This is a genomic window from Pseudomonas grimontii (genome assembly GCF_007858185.1).
GTDB classification, from domain to species: domain Bacteria; phylum Pseudomonadota; class Gammaproteobacteria; order Pseudomonadales; family Pseudomonadaceae; genus Aquipseudomonas; species Aquipseudomonas grimontii.
On record NZ_VFES01000028.1, the window covers coordinates 39790 to 60016 of the forward strand.

The window sequence follows — 20227 nt, forward strand, 5'->3', positions numbered from 1 at the left end:
GGAGTGCCTGATGAGCACACTGGTACAGAGTAGCGCCCGCCCGTTGGACAGCGTGGTGCTGGCGGTGGTGTTGACCGGGTTCGTGGCCAGTACCTATGGGTTTGGCGTCTACCTGTTCGCCAACCTGGTGGTGGACATGCGCCGCGACATCGGTTTCGACTACACCACGGTGGGCTTGATCACCGGCGGTGCGCAGATCGGCTTCCTGCTGTTTTCATCGGTCACCAGTTATATCAGCCGTTTTTTCGAAGGCTGGAAAATCAGCCTGGTGTCGACGCTGATGACGTCCCTGGCGTTGCTGGGGCTGAGTGTCAGCAACAGTATCTGGTTGTCCGGGGCACTGTTGATTTTGCTCGGTGGCTGCTCGGCTTCGGTGTATATCCCGCTGGCAGAGATTGTCACCAAGGGCTTCAGTCCGGGTAATCGCTCGCGGGTCATGGGGTTGATTTCCAGTGGTACCAGCTACGGCGTGTTTATCAATGGCTTGCTGGTGTCGTTTCTCACCCTGCAGGGCGGCTGGCGCTCGATCTGGCTCACCGCGGGCCTGATCTCGGTGGCCCTGTGCGGGGTGGCCTGGTTTCTGCTGCGCAACATGGTGGCGGGCAAAGACGCCGGTTTTTCCGGGCAGCGTTCGACGGCCTTCGACAGCCACGCACCTTGGTTGAGTCGCTCGCTGTACCTGACCTGGGCGATTGCCTTTTTGAATGGGATGGCGCTGTTGCCGTTCCAGACGTACCTCGCACCCTTCCTGCGGGATGAGTTGGGGGTGTCGGTGCAAGACGCCGGGTTTGTCTGGACCACCATCGGTGCGGTGGGCATGGCCTCGGGCTTCCTGGTGGGGTGGATCGCCGACAAGGTGGGCGTCAGGACGTCACTGGCAATGTGCTTTCTGAGTGCGGGGCTGGCGGCCACCCTGGTGTTCAGTTTCAACAGCCTCCCGCTGTTCTACCTGGCCGCGTTTTTGTTTGCACTGGCGTTCTACCCCATCTTCGGGCTTGTCCCCAGCTACATCGGGCAAATCGTGCCGGTCAGCCGACTGACCCAGGCATTTGGTATTGCCAATGTGCTGATCGGCTTGGGGGGCGTATGCGGCAACTTCCTGGGCGGCTTTTCCAAGGACCTGACCGGCTCGTTCTCGACCGTCTATTGGGTGGTTGCGCTGTTGTTGTTCGTGCAATGCGTGATGGTGTTCCTGTTGGGTAAACCGCCAGTTTCGGTGACGGAGGGTCAGCGACCATGAGTTATTTTCCGGAGCGTCCAGACCAGAACCTGCATGCGTTTGCGTTCAGCCATCTCAGCGCCGAACGCTCACGTATGCCGCAAAAGCCCTTGGTCATCTGGATGACGGGCATCTCGGCTTCCGGCAAGTCGACGATTGCCGATGCGCTGGATATGGCCTTGCAGGCCCGGGGGCGCCTGACCTGCATCATTGACGGCGACTCGGTGCGCAGCGGCCTGTGCCGCGACCTGGGTTTTACCGACAGCGACCGCGATGAGAATATCCGGCGGGTCGCGGAGGTCGCGCGCTTGATGCTGGACGCGGGGCTGGTGGTGATCGTGGCGCTGATCTCACCGTCGGCGGCCAGTCGACATTACGCACGCGCCATTATCGGCAATGAGCATTTTGTCGAAGTGCACGTGGATGCACCGCTGGAAACCGCCGAAAAGCGTGACCCTAAAGGCTTGTATAAAAAAGCCCGCCTGGGGCTGATCAAACACTTCACCGGTATTGATTCGGACTACGACGTGCCGATCTTTCCGGAAGTGCACGTGGACACCCAGACGCTGTCTGTCGAGCAGTCTGTCGCGACTATTCTCGATTGGGTGGCCCGCAACGACGAGTGCACATAGCCGCTGGTCTTTGCGCCGCGGTGGCGGTGCCTGCACGTTCAAAAAACAAGGTAATCTGCGCCATCGCAGCCATACCGCGTTTTTTCAGGAGCAGGCATGACGCATTTCACCGGCACTGCAAAATCCATCCGCCTGATTGGCGGGGCCCAGGTGTTGGACTTCATCAATACCACCAACGGCCGCCGCCCTGGTTCGCCACTCAAGGTAATGGAAGAGCGGCTCACCAGTTTTCAGTTCTTCTTTGAATGGGCGCTGCACGCCTCGTTGATCTCTGCCCAGGAGTTCGCTGAATACAAGGCCATGGTGTTCGAGTCGCCTATTTCCTACCAACCGGACCTGGACGCCATCATTGCGTTTCGCGAATGCCTGTACGCGGTTTTTTACCCGTTGTCCTTGCGCCAGGTTGCGGCCGATGAAGTTTTGCAGCAGATCAACCTGAATTTCCAGCAAGGCGCCGCCTGGCGGGTGCTGCGCACGGTTGACGGGACGCCGGCCTGGGCGTGGAAAACCTGCACCAACGCCCAGGAATTGACCGCGATGCTGATCGGGCGCCTGGCGATCGAGGCCACGCAATTGCTGGTCTCCGGCGATCTTCGCGCGCTTAAGTGCTGCACGGCCACCGACTGTGATTGGATATTCCTGGATATTTCCAAGAACAAACTGCGCAAATGGTGCCAGATGAGCGTGTGCGGCAGCCGGGAGAAATTGAGCCGCCTTAAAACCCAGGAAACGCGCCGCGAGGTCCACAGCGACGGTTCTGACCTGTATCGGTTGGGAGACGTCACAACTCTGTAGGAGCTGCGATTTTTTTCCCCGTTTCTTACATCCTCGCAGCGCCTATTACTGCTGATTCAGGAACCGTTTCCGACATAAGTGCCACTCATGGGGACGCTGATGGGCTTCGACGATACGTTGGAGCGGCAAGCTGAAGATCGCGCCCACCGTAATGGAGAAAATCATGTCGGTATCGATGTCCGATACACACGGCTCTGTCTCATCAACTTCTGGTTTTTCCCCGGCCACTTCTGCACCTGAGGTCAAAGTCGCTCGCCCGGAGCCGTCCGCCAACGGTCAGACGGCTACAACCGTCAGCTTCCTGTCTCGGCACAGCCAGGGCGGGCCAGTGTTCGCTGATCAGCAGCCGTTGGGAACCCGTCGGCATTCGGCTGATAACGAGGCGCATCACTACAGTGTGCCTGCTTCGCGGGGCTTCATCGATTCGGCCAAACACTGGGTGGGACATTGGTTCGCGGGGCATCGCCCACCCCATCATCCGGGCTGCGGTCACCCACCGCCACGGCCGAATCCTGGCTGTAGTCACCCGCCACCAAGACCGAATCCTGGTTGCGGTCATCCGCCGCCACGCCCCGATCCGTGCATGGGTAAACCGTACCCGACCCCGCCATGCCGGCCTCATCAGCAGTATTCGTTGAAAAACAACGAAGAGTTGGCCCAGCAGTTGCTCAATAACTTCGATGCCTTCAGGGACCGCAAAAATCCCGGATATGTCAGCGTTGACAGTATCCATGCGATGGCAAAAAAGGGCTGGTCTCCCAATCCCGTCACTAACGCCAACATTCGCCTGGCTAATGAGTTGTTGCGTCGTCCGGAGCTGATGAGTGCCCTGGACCGGCACACGTCTACCGGCGCGCTGGATGGCCTGATCGACCGGCAAAATGTGAGTTCGGTGATCAGGGGAGAAAACGGCTTCAAATACAAGTCCGACAAGGAACTGGCCGGTGAAATGCTGGAACATTTCGACGATCTGAAAAGCAATCCCCACGCGCAGGAGCTGAGTTTCAATGACCTGCGCCGGTGGGCGGCCCAGAAGCCGAATGGGCACGCGTCCAGGAATCATCTGATCCAGCTGGCCCAGGAAGTTCTCAAGCGCAGTGACATGTTGACGAAAATGGACAATCTCGCAGGTCGTGACAATGACGGCCGAATCAGTCGGCACGCGCTTCACTACCTTTCCCGCTGACCGAAGCCCAGGCACCGCAACTGAATGCCGGTGCCTGCCTCCCTTTTGTCTGGAACTGTTTAAGCCGATTGACCACCTAGGTCATATGCACCGGCCTTGATCAAACCGGTCGGCTTTCAGATTCAGAGTGGAGGGCTAGCCAATGACGTCAACCTCGTTTCACCCATCCCAGCCTGGCTATCGTGAGCTCTTTCTTAGTAACCGTGATGGCCATCCGAGCGTGTCCAGAGACGACATCACCACGTCAGAGCCCCTGGCCCCAGCGGATGTGCATGCTGTCGAAGCCAGACGCATGAGGGCCTTCGCCGGTCAGCGAAAATTCCGGGCACCCGTCGAGGCAGACTTTTCCAGTGGCATGCTCGCGACCGGACAGGTGCAGGGTGAGGACGCAAAGCCGCTCAAATACTTCAGGTTGATCAATAGCCTGACGAGCTGGTGGCGTCGGTAAAGCGGGCCCCATCGTCGCTTTTTTACATGCTGTCATCGGTCTCCGTCGAACATCCGGAACTGTCGTGTTGGTCCAACCACACATGAGGTACTTGTCTGAGGGAAATCCATTCGTGATGTCGAGCGTCACGGGGGCGATTACCGGGCAGGTATGTATCGGAAGAGTGTTGGAGAAATCCCATGTCAATCGAGGGTGTACTACCCCACGGTCTGCCCTTGGCATCGGGCGAGCCGGTTCTACGACCCACAGCGCCAGAGCCGTTCCCCCACTCTGAAACCTGGGAGGAGGTTCGTCCTGCGCGCCCCGATGGGGTGCCGCGGGTGCCCCTGCTACTGCGCGGGACATTGTCGGCGCTGCATCACCGAGCGCTGCAGAACCTGCCTGTTAAGCGCGAGAGCCTTGCCCTGCCCGGTGTAATGTCCACCGACAGCCAACTGGCGCGAGCCCTGGAAAAAGACTTTGGCAGGCTGCACCCATTCCTGAACGAAGGGCGTTTGACCTGGACGTCATTGCAGCGCGTTGCCGCCGAACGTATGGGGGAAAGCGAGGAGTTGGACCGAACAATTCAGGTGGTCGGCGAAATTCTGAAGCGCCCGCGGTTGAATGATGCGATTTTGAGCCGCGACGGCGATGTCACACGTGACAGTCTTCGGGCTGCTGCCCACAGTTTGCAGGGGAACAGCTCTCCGAGTGTGTTCAGCCAGGACCCGTTCCATGCCCAGGGCAATGCCCAGGTGGTGCAGGCCCTGCAGGGCCAGTTCGAACAATTGAGAGACAGTGCGCAGGATCGGACGTATCTCTTTGAACAGTACCAGTACGTCGAAATCGCCACGCTCAAGGCCGTCATGCAGGATCCATATGCGGTTGATCAACGGGGTGCGCCTGTGTTGGATCTTTCCACTGGCATGCATCAGCCCAAGTACGACGAGCGCTGTGTCTATATCGCAAAGAACATTCTTGAGCGGCCAGGTTTGTTGCCTTCACTGGAACGTGCGAACCGCACGCGACTGTTTGGTCCGCCTCAAAAGGAAGGCTGGCTCAGCAACAAAAGCCTCGATGTTTGGCTGGAGGAGGATCAGGTTCGCAAAGCGCGCTGATGCCCTGGGTCATACCTTGAGGATCTTGCCACTGAGGGACACACCCGCCAGCAACAGTGCGATCAGCACAAAGGCGCTGCTCAGGTTGCTGCCATGGGCAATAAAACCGATCACCGCGGGGCCTGCAAGAATGCCGGCATACCCCAAGGTAGTGATGGCTGGCACGGCGATATGCTCCGGCATTACCGTTTGCTTGCCGACGGCGGTGTACAGCACCGGTACGATATTCGAACAACCGGCACCTACCAGCGCATACCCCAGCAACGCGGTTTCCCAGGCCGGAAACAACGTTGCCAGCAACATGCCGGCAGTGGCCAGTGCGCCACCGATCACGATCACACGGGTTGCGCCCAGGCGCCGCACAATGGCATCGCCGGTCAGGCGTCCGGCAGTCATGGTCAGGGCGAAGGCGGCGTAACCCAGGCCGGCGTAGGCTTCGTCCAGGCCGCGTTCGGCACTGAGGAACACGGCGCTCCAGTCAAGCACTGCGCCTTCGGCCAAAAACACGATAAAGCACAGGCAGCCGATAAACAGCACCACGCCGTGGGGAATCGCAAAGGCCGGGCCCGAACTTTCACTGCCGTAAGGCAACAAATGTGGTCCGGCCTTGAGCAGCGCTACCGCCATGATGACGATCACCACCAGGGTCGCTTGCAGAGGCGACAGACCTAACCCCAGTAACCCGGCAACCCCTGCGGCGCCGACGATCCCTCCCAGGCTGAACAAACCATGGAAGCCCGACATCATGGTTTTGCCACTGGCGCGCTCAACAATCACCGCTTGCAGGTTCACCGTGGAGTCCACCGTGCCGAGGCCCGCTCCAAACAGGAACAACCCGGCGATCAGCAACGGAATCGAGCTGACGGTGGCCAGCATGGGCAAGGCCAGGCAGATCATGATCGTGCCGGCGCTCAGCACGCGTCGGCAACCGTAGCGAGACGCCAACGCACCGGCGGCCGGCATGGCGATGATAGAACCCACCCCCAGGCACAACAGCAGCAGGCCCAGCGTGCCCTCACTCAGTTCTGCGCGCGCTTTGGCGTATGGCACCAATGGCGCCCAGGCAGCAATACCGAAGCCGGCGATAAAAAATGCGATGCGGGTCGACATTTGCTCCAGCCGCCCGGGAACCACGGGTGCTGGGGTGGGGATGGCAGTCATGAAAAATCCTTGGTTTTGCGTTCAACAAACGATGTCCAGCGCGACATCGTTGCACATCAGGCCTTGGGGGGCGAGTCGGGTGCCCTCGAGATAGGCGGCGATGAATTTAATTTTCAAAACCTGGAACGTTATGGCAGTTGGTAACCACACATGGATGGTCTTTGCGGGAGGCGTTCTGGACGGTGCGTCATCCATGTGTGAACTGGTGAACCCCGGGCTCTCGCGGTGGATTACCGTCTTCCAGAACGCCTCCCACAAACCCTGCATTGTGTAATACGCTGCTGGCCAATCCTGTAGGCAACCGAGCGGATGCACCGATGAAGACTGCAAGGCAAACGGCGCCATGACCCAGTTCTATGACGCACGGGGTAACATTTACGGGGTCGCCAGCCCGGCGTTTTTACGACAGCAGGGTATCGAGGTGCCCAACAGCGCGGCGCAGGCCGCGGATACTCGTGAGGTTTGGGCTGCGTCGGCCATAAGCTCCGAATGCGAGTGGGGCTCGACGCCGCGCTCGGTGGATGCCAAGGCCCACCGCTGTGACGGCCTGCTGGTCGGCCCGTTCCAGGCCGAGCCACCGTTTGACCTGTTGATCGTGAATACCGATGGCTCCCTGGCCGAGCGCAGTGGCAATGGGTTGACGATTTTTGCCCAGGCGCTTACTGACCAGGGCTTGATGACTGAGGCCTGTGATTTGCGCGTGCACCATGACAAGCCTGACGTGGTGTCGCCGGTGGTGACTCGGGTCGCGCCTGCCGTCCATGAGCACCGCTCTGGATTCTGGCTGGCATTGGGTTTGCCCGGCTTCGGGCCGTCGGCCGTGGGGGCGCAAGGGGTGGAGCAGGTGTTCCTGGACGGCATTGAACTGAGCCATGTGAAGGCGTTGGCGGCGATTAACCCACAGTGGGCGTACAGTCAGTTTGTGCGTGTGGGCAATCCTCATTGTGTGACCTTGGTCGACCAGGTGTCAGCCTTGCCGGACAATCTGCAGATGCAGCAACCAGCGCTGTTCGAAGCGTTGCAGGCGATCGCCTTCGCCCCTCCGGCAGGAAGCGGCGAGCCCTGTTTGGCTGGCGTCAATTTGCAATGGGTCGCCAGGCAATCCCGCAACCGGGTGGTTGCCCGGGTGTTCGAACGGGGCGAGGGCCCCACGGCGTCCTCCGGGACCAGCGCCAGTGCCGTGGCCTGTGCGGCGTGGCGAGCGGGTTGGGTGGAGGGCGATGAAGTCGCGGTGGTGATGCCGGGCGGCACTGCGCCAGTACGCTTGCATACCCAGCTCGATACACTGCTGAGCGTCAGCCTCTTCGGAACTGCACGGCTCCAGGTATAAAGTCTTTTGGACGGCTGATGCCCTGAGTGGGTGTCAGCTGTTTCGCTATCAATTCATTTATTAGATGAAAGTTGGTGTAGGGCATTTCTGATGCTTAAGAAGTGGCACATTGGCTTGATTTATTATTTTGTAAAAGACATTTCAATTTCAGTCGTACGAAACTTCTTTTTTATTTTTCCGGAGCCGATTTTTTCCTGAGATCGCTAAGCTTTACGGCGTTCAGGCGCTTTTCCTCGGCAACTTATTCCATGTTTGGCGGGGGGAGTATTTCAGTTCGGTAATAACTATAGATATTGGCGGGTAACAACGGATGGTTAACGCGTTTGTTTCGTCACGTTTCAAATTAATCCTTCCAGGCATAAAGACTGACTTTCAAGTACTGGCGTTCAAAGGTCAGGAGGTTCTTGACCAGCCGTTTTTCATTCAGGTGCAGGTGGTCAGCGAAAACCCTTCACTGGATCTGGAGTCACTGCTCCACCAGCCCGCCTACCTGGCTTTCGGCGACGTCAATGAAGGCCTGCACGGGCAGGTTTACGCGATTGGCCGCGACGACCCCGGGCGGCGGCTCACCCGCTATCAACTGACGTTGGCGCCGCGTCTCGCCTACCTTGCCCATCGACGCGACCAGCGGATTTTCCAGCAGCGCAGCGTTCCGCAGATCATCGCGGCAGTCCTCGAACAGCACGGCATTCTGGCCGACCGCTATGCGTTTGAACTGGGACCGGTGGTCTACCCCCCGCTTACGTTCTGCGTGCAATACGCGGAAACCGATCTGCATTTCATCCAGCGGCTGTGTGAAGAGGAGGGCATTCATTACCACTTCCGTCATAGCGAGAGCCAACATGTGCTGGTGTTTGGCGACGACCAGACCGTATTTCTCCGCCTGCCCGCGCAGCGTTATTCACCTGCCGGCGGGCCGCAGGCCGAAATGCGGGTTATCCAGCGTTTCGACTTACGCCTGGCCACCCGCAGCCAGCAAACGGTGCGACGTGATCATGACTTCGAGCATCCGTCCTTGTGTCTGCAAGACGCCGCAGGTTCTGCCTCGGCGCAACCTCTTGAGGACTACCGCTACCCGGCTGGTTTTACCGGCCATGCACGGGGCGCGCGCCTGGCTCGCAGAGGGTTGGAGCGTCTTCAGATCGGCCGATATCGGGCATTGGGCAGGAGCGACCAACCGGTGTTGCGCAGTGGGCATTTCCTTGAGCTACACGATCATCCGGATCCGGCCTGCAATAATTTATGGTTGATCACTTCGGTCCGTCACGAGGGTTATCAACCACAGGTGCTGGAGCAAGCGGCAGGAGAGGTGGGTGCATTCCAGGGGTATCGCAACCGTTTCACTGCGACACCCTGGAGTGCGCCGTATCGACCGCCCCTCAAACATCCCAAGCCGACCCTCCACGGCACCCAGACCGCAACGGTGACCGGGCCTGCCGGTGAGGAGGTGCATTGCGATGCATACGGTCGGGTGAAAGTACGGTTTCACTGGGACCGACTGGACAAGACCGATGACAAAAGCAGTTGTTGGGTACGGGTGGCCTCTGGTTGGGCGGGAGACGGGTTTGGCGCAATGATGATCCCGCGGGTGGGCATGGAAGTGCTGGTGACGTTCCTGGAGGGCGACCCGGACCAACCGTTGATCAACGGTTGCCTGCCCAATGCGTTGCACATGCCGGCCCATTCCTTGCCGCAGCACAAGACCCGCAGTGTCTTGCGCAGTCGCAGCACCCCGGGTGGTGGCGGCTCCAATGAATTGCACCTGGAGGACCTCCGTGGCAAGGAACTCATCTACCTTCGGGCTCAACGGGACCTGGAGCAACAGGTGGGGCATGACAGTCGCCTGGAAGTGGCCGGTGAGCGGCGTGAAATCATCCGAGGGTTAAGTACGGTTCACCTGGAAAGCGATGAGCATCGTCACGTCAGCGGTGACCGCAAGGTTGTGCTCAAAGCCAGCGACCACCTGGACGTGCAAGGCGATAGCCAGACGTATGTCGGGCAGACCCTGGTGATTGAAGCCGGGCAACAGGTGCATCTCAAGGCGGGTGCCAGCCTGGTGATCGACGCGGGTGTACAACTGAGCTTCAAGGCCGGCGGAGAGCACCTGGTGATCCAGGCGGGTGGCATTTTCAGCAGTCGGCCCATCACCCTCGGCGGCACCCCGTCCGCGATCGGGTCGGCGAATGCCCTGTCGGTTGCGCAGAGCCCGAAAATCTCCGCCACACAGGGCGTCATCATGCACGTGGCCAGGCAACTGGATGCGGACTTCTGCCCGGTATGCGAGCGCTGTCGCGAAGGCCTCTGCACTGTCAGCGGGAGGGCAGCCTGATGGAAAACCTGCCAAACCAATGGATGACCCAACAGCTGCAGGCTGGGCACAGGCTGTGCCTGATGCTTGAGGGTAATAACGCAGCCTGCCAGCCAATGCTGGCGGTGCGCGGTTTCCCTGCGTACTGCCGCCTCTACGCACAAACCCCACTGGCGGAAATGGCCACGGCTGGCCCCGTGATGCTGTTGCTGGACCAGGTGGGTGAGCCCGCGCTGCTCGATCTTCTCCAAGAACCTGAGATGAATTGGGGGTGGTTGGGCAGTTTGCCAAACGCGGACCTGACGGACATGTCCCGGCATTGGCGCGACCGGCTGCTGGTCGGGCCGGAGAATAACCGGACGCTGTACCGTCTTCACGACAATCGTACGTTGGCGCGCGCACTGAACCATCTGGGTCGTGAGCAATGGCCAGCATTCCTCGGGCCACTGATCAGTGTGTGCTACTGGCATGAAGGCCGTTGGCACTGTGCTGACAACCCTGCTCCCGGAGCCTATCCGATGCCCGAGCCAGCCCCTTGGCTGAACACGCCCAACCCGAATGCCAGCGCCATCCTGCACGCCAATATCCTGCGTTACCTGCTGGCTGAGCACAGTGAAGACCTGGCGGCATTGGTTGAATTCCAAGACCCCAAGGCCTGGTTGACCCAGGTGCTGGAACAGGCTCGCACTTGGCGATGGAGCAGGCCGGAACAGTTGGAGTTTCTGGTCGTGCGACGGTTGGAAGAGGCCACTCGCATTAGTGTGATTCGGTGGCAGCCGATGGCGGGGGAGGCACCGGGTGATCACTTTGAACGGGTGCTGCAGCAATGGCACATGTTGGAGAACAAGGATGAGTAAGCGTGTATGGGGCGTGCTGCTTGCGCTGGCGACGGCGGGACTTTCGGGGTGTGCGATGAAGCCGGTTGATCGCTTTACGTTGGAGATGGATTTACCGGCGGAATTTAAACTTAAAACAGCCGCCAACTACGGGCCCGCAACGGGTGAGACCTGCACCTTGCCAAGGCGCCGAGGCAAGAGGCCGGAGCGGAAGGTCTTTTTTACCGAGTACAAGCCGGTGGCGAGTCGGGCGAGTTATGAATTGCCGCTGAGTGAAACGGTACAGGGGTGTCCGTTGGTGCTGCGCAGTGTGGACTTTGATCTTTATGCGAAGTGGGGCGAGCGGGATTCTGATGTTGGCGGGGATATTGGGGGGATTTCCATTCGGGATCGCCTGGAGGGGGATAGGCCAGGAATGCTTGATTCTGGAGTTCAGGAGCTGTCTTGGCAATGTCAGTGGTTGTTTCGGACTGCGGGGCCGCAGCACGCAATCATAAAGGTCCTTAAATGCAGATATTCACGCGACAGTGGGGCGCCACCTAAAGCGAGTGCGAGAGGTGGTTTGCTGCGAGATGAACTGGGAGGACAAAAGGTACTGATAAAAGTAGGGCTCAATCCCGAAGAGCGACCTTACATGGGCGATAACTGGATTCGTGTTCCTAGTGGGTGGAAGCGCTGTCTAGGGAAGGATTTTGATGATCTGTATGCGTTCTGTAACGGGAATACTACCGACTTCAAGCCCATCAAGATGCCCGATGGGCGTATATGCGACATATATCCAACTTGTACTGAATAAGGATATCCAGGCATGACGATGGAACAATGGAAGCACCCTTTTTTTAATGAAAGTATGCCCGCTTGCGTATTGCATGGAGGTTGGCTGAGTTTTTGTCTAGTAGACGAATCAGGTGATGGAAAAGCCTATGGTGGGCTGAGATATGAGATTTTTGACAGCTCAGGGCAACGGCACAAAGGGCATTTGAATGGAGAAGGTTTTGCCCGCTTGCAGGGGCAGTGTCGCGGTCCTGTCGTGCTGGTTTTAGATGCTCCATATGAGGCGCAGAGGGGCTACTATTCAACGTTGTTGCAGCGAGACGGCTATCCATTGCCCATCACCGATCTTCAAGTCCGAGCTGAACAAACGCGCTTTTCAAGTTCCAACGGCCGGCGAACCGAAAGCAATCCTCGACGACAGAACGCAGATCGGTTTTACCAGGTTGAAGTGAGCGACTTGGTTCGACATATTGCGCATCTTCCCCCTGTGGAAAAAACGCCCCACCGCCCCCCAAGGCATGCATTGAAAATGATGGCTGACCTGGGGTTTGGCCCGCCCCAGCCCACCTTGTCGGGTATCGTGCTGTTCCCCGGCAACCATACCGTTCTCGAAGTTCGACCGCTGCGAGCCCTGCGTCCAATGCTCTGCACCGACGATAAGTTCTGTGCTTTGAACCTGTATCAGTTAGCCTTATTTGCAGCGTTGAGTTACTGCGATTTTGGACAGGAGCCCTCGGAGAAACCCGTTGATAAAGTCCATTTTCCGCTGGATCCCAGCGTTGGAAACCTGTTTGCCAAGCAACTGTCTGGATACCGTGAAGCCTGGCGAGTTGATCCCGAGCAAACTCAGCGCTTTTACCCTCTTTATGAAGATGTCCCTTACTCCAGACGCTTCGAAATCCTGCCCTTCGATCCTGAGTTGTACCTGCAAAATCGCCCGGAGTTGGGGGAGAAACAGGAGCACCCTGCAAGCTTGCACTTCTTTGATGATGAAAAAGACGGCACTGACACCCAGGCGTTCATCACCCACCACGATGAGGTGATCCTGATTTCCGTGCGCGGGACGTTCAGCACGGCCGACGCACTACGGGACGCAAACGCCCATCAGGTTGCATTCGCCGACGGTATCGGCAACGCACACGAAGGTTTCTATCAGGCTTACCGGGCTATGCGTGACTTCGTACTGCGTTACCTCAGTCAATTTCACATAGGCCAACGAATAGTCATTTGCGGTCATAGCTTGGGCGGCGCAATTGCATTGTTACTGGCAGAAGGGTTGCGTCGTATTCCTGCGCGTAACTACAACATCCTCCTCTACACCTACGGCGCCCCCCGCGCCGCCGATGCAGCGTTCACTACCGGCGCCTCCACGTTGGTCCACCACCGCATCGTCAACCACAACGACCCGGTCCCCAGCGTCCCGGCTCCTTGGATGAACACCACCGCCAAACTCTGGATCCCCGGTGCCGTCACGCTATTCAGCGCCCCCACGACCGGTGGCCTGTTGTTCGCCGCCGGCCTGGTGCGTATCGGTGGCAACCCCTACCGACACCACGGCGATCAACAGCACTTCATGCCGATCGTACTGGCGGACGGTACGCATTCTTCTGTGCTGTGGAAGCCCGGCTGTGAATCCATTGAAGAGGCCGGCCGCAACCGAGCATGGCAAGCGCAGGGTGACATGCCTGATCGCGACGGCCTGATCAAACAGTTGGTGCAATACGAACAGCATTTCATGACCGCCAGCTACATCCCGGCCGCCTGGGCGACGTTGCGTCGCTGGCAACAAGCCGTGGATAGCAACGGTCCTCTGGTGACCCAAAGAGAGTTTGAACTGCTCGACCATGCCCTGGCGACCATGCGCAAACAACTGCAGGACAAGCGGCGTGAACTGACCCGACATCGCCCGGCCAACGACCGTGGCTATGAATACCATGAGCCGCTGAACGCCGAGATCGACCGCTTGCACACCAGTCGCGAACGCCTGCAAACCCTGCGCTGGCGTCGTCTTGAAGCGCGTGATGTGTACGGCAGTCATAGCCACTCTTCCAACCTGCAACCCAGTCTCAAGCGTTGGTTCCGTCATCGCGAAAACCAGCAACTGCCTCAGGTCGCCAGTATCCCTCCCGCCACGCAGAGCGAGTTGGGGAGGGCGCAACCGCTGGATCTCGACTCAATCGTGTGACCGGCGTACTTATACAAACTCCACCTGCGCTGGCTGGCGCTTCATCAACACCTTGCCGTTGCGAATCGAGTACAGCGGCAGCCCTTGGCTGCGGACCATTTCGTAGTCACTGTCTGCCGAGAGGATCAACAGGTTGGCTGGACGCCCGGCCTCAAGGCCATAACGGTCACCCAGGGCCATGGCCTTGGCGCTGTTGTCGGTCACCAGGTCGAGGGCGCTTTGCAGGTTGCGGTAGCCGAGCATATGGCAGATGTGCAAACCGGCTTCCAGCACGCGCAGGATGTTGCCGTTGCCCAGCGGGTACCAGGGATCGACGATGGAATCCTGGCCAAAGCACACGTTCATGCCGGCCTCCAGCAACTCGTTGACCCGGGTGACGCCGCGGCGTTTCGGGAAGCTGTCGAAGCGGCCCTGCAGGTGGATGCTTTCGGTGGGACAAGAGACGAAGCTGATCCCGGAGTGCCCCAGCAGGCGGAAGAGTTTGGCGCAGTAGGCATTGTCGTAGGAGCCCATGGCCGTGGTGTGGCTGGCAGTGACGCGGGCGCCCATGTCGCGGCTGCGGGCTTCTTCGGCGAGTACTTCGAGGAAGCGTGAATGTGGGTCGTCGGTTTCGTCGCAGTGCACATCCACCAGGCAGCCGGTGCGTTCGGCCAGGTCCATCAGGAACTTGACTGAACTCACGCCTTGGTCGCGGGTGTATTCAAAGTGGGGGATGCCGCCGATCACATCGGCGCCCAGGCGAATGGCTTCTTCCATCAGCTCGCGGCCGTTGCGGTACGACTCGATGCCTTCCTGGGGAAAAGCGACGATTTGCAGGTCGATCAGGTGCGTGCTTTCTTCGCGCACTTGCAGCATGGCCTTGAGCGCCGTGAGGTCGGGGTCGGTCACATCGACATGGGTGCGTACATGCTGGATGCCGTGGGCGGCGAGGGCCTGGATGGTTTTTTTGGCGCGGGTCCTGGTGTCTTCCTCGGTGATGGTGGCCTTGCGTTCGCCCCAGCACTCGATGCCTTCGAACAGGGTGCCGCTCATGTTCCAGCGCGGTTCGCCGGCGGTGAGGGTGGCATCAAGGTGAATATGCGGTTCGACGAAGGGCGGTATCACCAGGTTGCCGGCCGCATCCAGGTCATCGGCCGCCATTACCGGCGCTGTTGTTTGTGGGGTGATACTGGCGATCCGGCCGTGTTCCAGGTGCAGATCATGCAGGCCTTCACGGTTGCGCAGGCGGGCGTTGATGATGTGCATGGGCAAGTTCCTCTTGGCTAAAAACAATCAGGCAGACAGCCGCCAGATCATCAGGGCGATACCGATGTCCAGGCGGTCATAGGCATTATCCAGCGTCAGCCCGCACAGGGCTTCGATGCGCTGGACACGGTGTGTCAGGGTATTGCGGTGTACGGCCAGGCGCTGGGCGGCGGCCACAAGGTTACCATTCTCGTGAAACCAGGCTTCCAGGGTCGGCATCAGGCTGGGCCCGTGGTGCAGGTCATGACGCAGCAGCGGGCCCAGGCGTTCATTGAGGAATTGGTCGAGCAGGGCGCGATCACGCACGCCGCTGAGCAGCTTGAGCACGCCCAGTTCGTCATACACGCACAGGCCGGCACGTTCGCTGAACCGTCGCGCGGCGGCCAATGCCTGGCGCGCTTCGTCCTGCGCCTGGGCCAGGCGTGCGGGTGGGTGTGCGGCGGCACTCAGGCCGATAAACAATTTCAGTGGCGCCAGGCGCAGGTTGAGCGGGTTCAGCCAGTTGGCCAATTGCTGGCGGTTGATCAAGGCCGTGACGGCATCCGGTGCCGGCAGCAGCAGGGTCCATTGCCCGGCGCGCCCCAGTACCGGCAATACTGTCGATAGTTGACGCAAGCGCCGGCTGATACCGTCGTGTTGCCGCGCCAACTGCGCCTCCACCTGTGCCGCGTCGCCTTGGGCAAACAGCAGTTCACTGCCTTCCAATTGCAATTGCACAACCTGCCAATGCCCGTTCAGCGGCATACCCAATTGCACGGCCCGATGCAGCAGCAAATCCAGGGATTGATAATCCCCGGTCAGCAAGCGCTCGAGCACGTCGTGCCGCGAGCGCCCCAACTGCTCGGACTGGATCAGCGCCGAACCAATCGCCTGGGTCACCAGCACCATTTTCAGCGAGTAGGGCTGCTCGATCAGCGGCATGCCAGCGGCTTCGGCGGCGTCGAGCAATCGCGGGGGGATCGCCTGGATGTACGTCGCTCCTGTCAGGATCACCAATCCGGCCACTTGGCGCTGGCAGGCTTCGTCCAGCAGTAGCAGGAGATTGGCCTCATCCCGTGGGTGGTTGATGCCGGTGACGAACACCAATTCACCGCCCAGCACCCACTCGGCGATCCCGCTGTTTTCCGCCACATACGGCCAACGCACGACGTTATCCAGGGCGGCTGCGCCGGCGCGCAGGCGCATGGATTCCAGGCCCGGCAACGCCAGTACATCCGCAATCGTCAGGCTCATGCCCGGGCATCAGCCAGAGGCACGCGCAGCACGGCGGTAAGTGCGATGTAGGTCAGCGACGCAGCAGCGATACCCACCAACGGCGCGACCCACGGCGAGTTGAACGCCAGCACGGTACCCACCGCGTACGCCACCAGCCCGGCCCAGTTGAAGGCCGGCAGGCGCGCATCCGCCAGGCGCGGGTAGTGGCCGCGCCAGCGGTAGAAGAAGTCCGCCATGATCACCCCGCCAATCGGCGGAATCACCGTGCCCAGCAGGATCAGGTACGGCACCAGCATGTCGTACATGCCCAGCAACGCCAGCAAGGTGCCGATCACCGCACCCGCCAAGGTCACGGTTTTGCGGCGCTGGGTGCGCAGCAGGTTGCAACCGGCCACGGCGAAGTTGTAGATGGTGTTGTCCTGGGTGCTCCAGATATTGAGCAGCAACATGGCCATTGCCGCCATGGCGAAGCCTTGCAGCAGCAACACTTCGACCACGTCGGGCTGCTGGTAGACGATGGCGCCATAGGCACCGATCAGCACCATCAAGCCATTGCCGATAAAGAACCCGATCAGGCTGGCCAGCACCGCGACCTTGGCCGAGCGGGAAAACCGTGTCCAGTTGGTGGCCTGGGTGGCGCCGCTGACAAAGGTGCCGAACACCAGGGTGATCGCCGTCGACAAGTCCAGCTCGCCGGTCGGCACCACCGCCAGCAGCCCATCCAGCCCGCCGACTTTCACCGTGGCGACCCACATCGACAGAAACAGCAGCAGGCCCATGGCCGGTACCGCGATGTAGGACAGAATCTCCAGCCCGCGATAGCCCACGTAGGCCGTGGCGCAAAACACCAGGCCGAACAGCACCATCAACGCCAGCACGCTGCCCTGGCTCAGCTCGAAATACTTGCCGAGCACCACGGCGGCCGTGGCGGTGCCCCAGGCGTACCAGCCGATCTGGGTGAAACCGAGGATCAAGTCACTGAGCTTGCTGCCCACCTCGCCAAAGCAGAAGCGGCCCATCAACACCGAGTTCAGCCCGCTCTTGAACGCGATGTAACCCAGGCCTGCGGCGTAGATACCCAACAGCAGGTTACCCAAGGCCACCACGCCGAGCATCTGGGTGAAACTGAACGCCACCCCGAGCTTGCCGCCGGCAAACATGGTCGCGGTAAAAAAGGTGAAGCCCAACAGCACCATGGCGGTCGACGCCAGGCCTTTGCGCGCATGCATGGGGACTTCGCTTAAGGGGTAATCGTTGCCCGGTTCTTGCTGCGTCATGTCCGTGCTCCCTGAATGAGTGACGCAGGCCTATTGCACCGGGCGTGCCAAATCAGCGGCAGTGACAGGCGCACGGTCGACGCTGTGCATTGTGCACAGTATTTATAGCCAAACCGGGGAGAAACGTAGGCGGGAGTGTTCGCAGTGCCCAATCGGGCACGAAAGCGGTGCAGCAGTGATACAAATTGGATCAGTCGAACAGCGTCTGCGTGGTCTCGCCGCGATGAAAGGCAAACGCCGCCTCGAGATCACTTTCGATGGTGCGTCCCCGGGACAACTGCGGCAGGTCATCCAGGCTGAAAAAGCCTACCTCGGTGGTCTCGAACCCAGCCACCGGCGCCAGTTGATCCACCCGGTCACACAGGAAATACAACTTGTAGAAATCCCGCACATCCGGCCGGTACAACCCCTTGGCCTTGTGGGTGACGCTGTACAGTGCGCGCGCCGTGACGCTGAGCCCGGCTTCCTCGCGAATTTCCTTGATGATATTTTCCGCCGCCGACAGCCCGATATCGGCATAACCACCGGGCAGCGCCCAGCAACCGTCGGTGGCTTCGCGCACCAGCAGAATCCGCTCACCCTCGATCACCGCGCCACGCACGTCGATCATCGGCGTCGAATAGCGCTGGGCGAAATCCGAAACCAGCCCGGTGATGCGCTCCAACGGCACGTTGCCCAACTGCGCCAGCATGCTGTGGGCTATCTCGGCAATTTCCTCGAGGCGTTCGCGCTCGAAATCATCGGTGCAAAAGTGCAGCCCCGTGGAGGCCAATGCTTGCAAGCGTTTGGCTTGGGCCAGCCAGGTTGTTTCCATGGACATCTCCTCGGTTGCGAATAAAGGGAAGGGTGGAAGGTTGCTACGTGGGGCACAAAAAAACCACCGCAAGGGTGGTTTTTTAACATCGCCGGTTTACTCGCCGCGATAGATGCAGCCACTGGTGCAGGTCTCGTGGATGCGGATCGCACTGAGCTCCGGCAGCAGAGGTTTGAGTTCATTCCAGATCCACTTGGCCAGCACTTCGCTGGTGGGGTTTTCCAGGCCTGGGATGTCATTGAGGTAGTTGTGGTCGAGGCGTTCGTAGAGCGGCTTGAAAATCGCCTTGATCTCCGAGAAGTCGCGAATCCAGCCGGTATGGGGATCCAGATCGCCGCTCAGGTGGATCGCCACCTTGAACGAATGCCCATGCAGGCGCCCGCACTTGTGGCCTTCCGGTACATGGGGCAGGCGGTGGGCGGACTCGAAGGTAAACTCTTTGAAGATTTCCACAGTATTTTTCAGCTCGGTCAGGTATCTGGCAGGCGGCGAGTTTAACAGCTTGATCCCGTACCGCGCATACCGCTTGGTCAGAGCGCCTGCAAGCGCTCGCCCAAGCCACCGTTATCGGCCAGTTGCAGAAACTCATCCCCCAGCCGCCGGCTCTCGCTCATCGCGGTTTGCCAGTACTTGTTGCGGCTCGGGTCGTCGCCCATGAAGTGCTTGAAGTCGCTGCGGTCCGGCAGTTTGCCGTGGGGCAGGCGGGCCAGGTAGTCCTTGGACGGTGCCAGCAGCAACACATCCTGCAAGCCTTGCTGGTTGCTGCGCCGCCATGGCAGGCCCTTGTCGAACCAGCCGGGGATGACCCGGTCGGTGAAGTGCGGGTACAGCACGATGTCGTCGCCGTGGTAGGGCAGGTCGAGGTGGTAGTCCAACAGGCCGCCGTCGCGGTAGGTGCCGGTGCCTGCTCCGGGCAGGTCGCGCACGCCTTGCATCACCATGGGGATCGAACCGGACGCCAGCAGCGCCTGGCGCAGGTTGCCGAGTTCCAGCTCAAGAAAGCGTGATGGAAAATCCTTCAACGGATGCACCGGCGGAGCCTGGCGCGGGTCGTGGATGATCAGCCGCTCGAAATGCCGCGCCAGCCGCGCACGGCCGCGCAGGTTGTCGGCAATCACCGATGACAGGGCCAAGCCCAGGCGCCCGCGGTGGTCATCGGCGAGCAGTCCGTGGCTCTTGACCACCATGATGTTCAGCCGGTAGTCGGGGTTATCCAGCACCCGCGCATCGCGGCCGGCCAGCAGGTCGTCGAGCATGCGCTGGCAGCTGCGGCTGACTTCGGCCATGGTCACGCCTTTGGCAAAGCTTTGTTCGTTGTACAGGCGGCCGAGGTCCAGCAGGCCTTGCACCGGATCGGGCAGGCAGGCGCTGGCAAACCGCCAGGAACCGATCGATGCGCCGATCAACGCGCGTTCCCGTGGCGCGCGCGGCAGCCAATCGCCGAACAGCGCCAGGTCCAGGCCCTGGATTCCCAGCGCCTTGGGGCCGCCGGCCGCACCGGGAAGGATGCCGACATCCGCAGGCGCAAGGCCTTGTTCACGAATGCGCGTAAAGGCGCGTTTACCGGCCTTGAGGGTCAGGGCGGGGAACTTGATGTGGATGGCTGTCATACCGGTCTCTGTTCAAGCGAGGTGTAGGAGCAAGCGTGCTCGCGAAAAACGTTAACGATACCGCGTGAATCCTGAATAAACATCGTAGCCCGTCG

General features: G+C 60.1%; 19 protein-coding genes. 10 read left to right on the plus strand and 9 right to left on the minus strand.

The window, feature by feature from the left end:
* Positions 1–10: 10 nt before the first annotated feature.
* The 3 genes from FIV39_RS29110 (at position 11) to FIV39_RS29120 (ending at position 2646) form a co-directional block, all read left to right on the plus strand.
* Positions 11–1240: an MFS transporter gene (locus FIV39_RS29110; protein ID WP_090402092.1), complete on the plus strand. Its 1230-nt coding sequence runs from the start codon at positions 11–13 to the stop codon at positions 1238–1240.
* Positions 1237–1851 carry an adenylyl-sulfate kinase gene (gene cysC, locus FIV39_RS29115; protein ID WP_090402094.1) on the plus strand — a complete coding sequence of 205 codons (615 nt, stop codon included), beginning with the start codon at positions 1237–1239 and terminating at the stop codon, positions 1849–1851. The genes FIV39_RS29110 and cysC overlap by 4 nt, the downstream gene beginning before the upstream one ends.
* A gap of 96 nt (positions 1852–1947) precedes the next feature.
* A complete protein-coding gene (locus FIV39_RS29120) occupies positions 1948–2646 on the plus strand; it encodes a CGNR zinc finger domain-containing protein (protein WP_090402095.1) in 699 nt (232 codons plus the stop codon).
* Positions 2647–3062: 416 nt separating this feature from the next.
* On the opposite strand, the gene FIV39_RS33635 is transcribed toward FIV39_RS29120, so the two are convergent.
* Positions 3063–3257, minus strand: a complete 195-nt coding sequence (locus FIV39_RS33635) for a hypothetical protein (RefSeq protein WP_143513857.1) — start codon at positions 3255–3257, stop codon at positions 3063–3065.
* Between the two features lie 23 nt (positions 3258–3280).
* Here FIV39_RS33635 and FIV39_RS33640 point away from each other — a divergent pair, with 23 nt between their 5' ends.
* The gene (locus tag FIV39_RS33640) at positions 3281–3832 is read left to right on the plus strand and encodes a hypothetical protein (RefSeq protein WP_244176265.1); all 552 of its coding nucleotides are present in this window, start codon (positions 3281–3283) and stop codon (positions 3830–3832) included.
* Positions 3833–4600: 768 nt separating this feature from the next.
* Complete coding sequence (locus FIV39_RS29140; protein ID WP_244176266.1) at positions 4601–5377, plus strand: type III secretion effector protein; 777 nt, start codon at positions 4601–4603, stop codon at positions 5375–5377.
* A gap of 9 nt (positions 5378–5386) precedes the next feature.
* On the opposite strand, the gene FIV39_RS29145 is transcribed toward FIV39_RS29140, so the two are convergent.
* Both FIV39_RS29145 and FIV39_RS29150 read right to left on the minus strand, forming a co-directional pair.
* Positions 5387–6538, minus strand: coding sequence for an MFS transporter (locus tag FIV39_RS29145; protein WP_090402101.1), 1152 nt, complete (start codon positions 6536–6538; stop codon positions 5387–5389).
* Positions 6539–6559: 21 nt separating this feature from the next.
* Positions 6560–6883 carry a hypothetical protein gene (locus tag FIV39_RS29150; protein WP_090402103.1) on the minus strand — a complete coding sequence of 108 codons (324 nt, stop codon included), beginning with the start codon at positions 6881–6883 and terminating at the stop codon, positions 6560–6562.
* On the opposite strand from FIV39_RS29150, the gene FIV39_RS29155 reads away from it, so the two are divergent.
* The 5 genes from FIV39_RS29155 (at position 6882) to FIV39_RS29175 (ending at position 13971) form a co-directional block, all read left to right on the plus strand.
* Positions 6882–7868, plus strand: a complete 987-nt coding sequence (locus FIV39_RS29155) for a diaminopimelate epimerase (protein WP_090402105.1) — start codon at positions 6882–6884, stop codon at positions 7866–7868. The two genes, FIV39_RS29150 and FIV39_RS29155, sit on opposite strands and share 2 nt — an antisense overlap.
* A 310-nt stretch (positions 7869–8178) precedes the next feature.
* Positions 8179–10197, plus strand: a complete 2019-nt coding sequence (locus FIV39_RS29160) for a type VI secretion system Vgr family protein (RefSeq protein ID WP_090402107.1) — start codon at positions 8179–8181, stop codon at positions 10195–10197.
* On the plus strand, positions 10197–11033 hold the full coding sequence (locus FIV39_RS29165) for a DUF4123 domain-containing protein (protein ID WP_090402109.1): 837 nt from the start codon (positions 10197–10199) through the stop codon (positions 11031–11033). The genes FIV39_RS29160 and FIV39_RS29165 overlap by 1 nt, the downstream gene beginning before the upstream one ends.
* A complete protein-coding gene (locus FIV39_RS29170) occupies positions 11026–11808 on the plus strand; it encodes a hypothetical protein (RefSeq protein WP_090402111.1) in 783 nt (260 codons plus the stop codon). Before FIV39_RS29165 ends, FIV39_RS29170 begins: the two co-directional genes overlap by 8 nt.
* A 12-nt stretch (positions 11809–11820) precedes the next feature.
* Positions 11821–13971, plus strand: a complete 2151-nt coding sequence (locus tag FIV39_RS29175) for a lipase family protein (protein WP_090402113.1) — start codon at positions 11821–11823, stop codon at positions 13969–13971.
* 9 nt (positions 13972–13980) lie between these two features.
* Here FIV39_RS29175 and codA read toward each other — a convergent pair whose 3' ends face one another.
* From codA to FIV39_RS29205, 6 genes are all read right to left on the minus strand, one after another.
* Complete coding sequence (gene codA, locus FIV39_RS29180; RefSeq protein WP_090402115.1) at positions 13981–15216, minus strand: cytosine deaminase; 1236 nt, start codon at positions 15214–15216, stop codon at positions 13981–13983.
* A gap of 27 nt (positions 15217–15243) precedes the next feature.
* Positions 15244–16449, minus strand: a complete 1206-nt coding sequence (locus tag FIV39_RS29185) for a PucR family transcriptional regulator (protein ID WP_090402117.1) — start codon at positions 16447–16449, stop codon at positions 15244–15246.
* A complete protein-coding gene (gene codB, locus FIV39_RS29190; protein WP_090402118.1) occupies positions 16446–17708 on the minus strand; it encodes a cytosine permease in 1263 nt (420 codons plus the stop codon). Before codB ends, FIV39_RS29185 begins: the two co-directional genes overlap by 4 nt.
* 190 nt (positions 17709–17898) lie before the next feature.
* Complete coding sequence (locus FIV39_RS29195) at positions 17899–18522, minus strand: NUDIX hydrolase (protein ID WP_090402120.1); 624 nt, start codon at positions 18520–18522, stop codon at positions 17899–17901.
* Positions 18523–18618: 96 nt separating this feature from the next.
* The gene (gene queD, locus FIV39_RS29200) at positions 18619–18975 is read right to left on the minus strand and encodes a 6-carboxytetrahydropterin synthase QueD (RefSeq protein ID WP_003190259.1); all 357 of its coding nucleotides are present in this window, start codon (positions 18973–18975) and stop codon (positions 18619–18621) included.
* A 77-nt stretch (positions 18976–19052) separates the two neighbouring features.
* Positions 19053–20132: a patatin-like phospholipase domain-containing protein gene (locus FIV39_RS29205; RefSeq protein ID WP_090402122.1), complete on the minus strand. Its 1080-nt coding sequence runs from the start codon at positions 20130–20132 to the stop codon at positions 19053–19055.
* Positions 20133–20227 lie beyond the last annotated feature (95 nt).

Coding starts and splice junctions, on each gene's coding strand:
- FIV39_RS29150 (WP_090402103.1), bottom strand. CDS start 6,883: ATGGCGCCGTTTGCCTTGCAGTCTTCATCGGTGCATCCGCTCGGTTGC.
- FIV39_RS33635 (WP_143513857.1), bottom strand. CDS start 3,257: ATGGCGGGGTCGGGTACGGTTTACCCATGCACGGATCGGGGCGTGGCG.
- FIV39_RS29160 (WP_090402107.1), top strand. CDS start 8,179: ATGGTTAACGCGTTTGTTTCGTCACGTTTCAAATTAATCCTTCCAGGC.
- FIV39_RS29205 (WP_090402122.1), bottom strand. CDS start 20,132: ATGACAGCCATCCACATCAAGTTCCCCGCCCTGACCCTCAAGGCCGGT.
- FIV39_RS29195 (WP_090402120.1), bottom strand. CDS start 18,522: ATGGAAACAACCTGGCTGGCCCAAGCCAAACGCTTGCAAGCATTGGCC.
- codB (WP_090402118.1), bottom strand. CDS start 17,708: ATGACGCAGCAAGAACCGGGCAACGATTACCCCTTAAGCGAAGTCCCC.
- FIV39_RS29165 (WP_090402109.1), top strand. CDS start 10,197: ATGGAAAACCTGCCAAACCAATGGATGACCCAACAGCTGCAGGCTGGG.
- FIV39_RS29120 (WP_090402095.1), top strand. CDS start 1,948: ATGACGCATTTCACCGGCACTGCAAAATCCATCCGCCTGATTGGCGGG.
- FIV39_RS29155 (WP_090402105.1), top strand. CDS start 6,882: ATGACCCAGTTCTATGACGCACGGGGTAACATTTACGGGGTCGCCAGC.
- codA (WP_090402115.1), bottom strand. CDS start 15,216: ATGCACATCATCAACGCCCGCCTGCGCAACCGTGAAGGCCTGCATGAT.
- FIV39_RS29185 (WP_090402117.1), bottom strand. CDS start 16,449: ATGAGCCTGACGATTGCGGATGTACTGGCGTTGCCGGGCCTGGAATCC.
- FIV39_RS29175 (WP_090402113.1), top strand. CDS start 11,821: ATGACGATGGAACAATGGAAGCACCCTTTTTTTAATGAAAGTATGCCC.
- FIV39_RS29110 (WP_090402092.1), top strand. CDS start 11: ATGAGCACACTGGTACAGAGTAGCGCCCGCCCGTTGGACAGCGTGGTG.
- FIV39_RS29145 (WP_090402101.1), bottom strand. CDS start 6,538: ATGACTGCCATCCCCACCCCAGCACCCGTGGTTCCCGGGCGGCTGGAG.
- cysC (WP_090402094.1), top strand. CDS start 1,237: ATGAGTTATTTTCCGGAGCGTCCAGACCAGAACCTGCATGCGTTTGCG.
- FIV39_RS29170 (WP_090402111.1), top strand. CDS start 11,026: ATGAGTAAGCGTGTATGGGGCGTGCTGCTTGCGCTGGCGACGGCGGGA.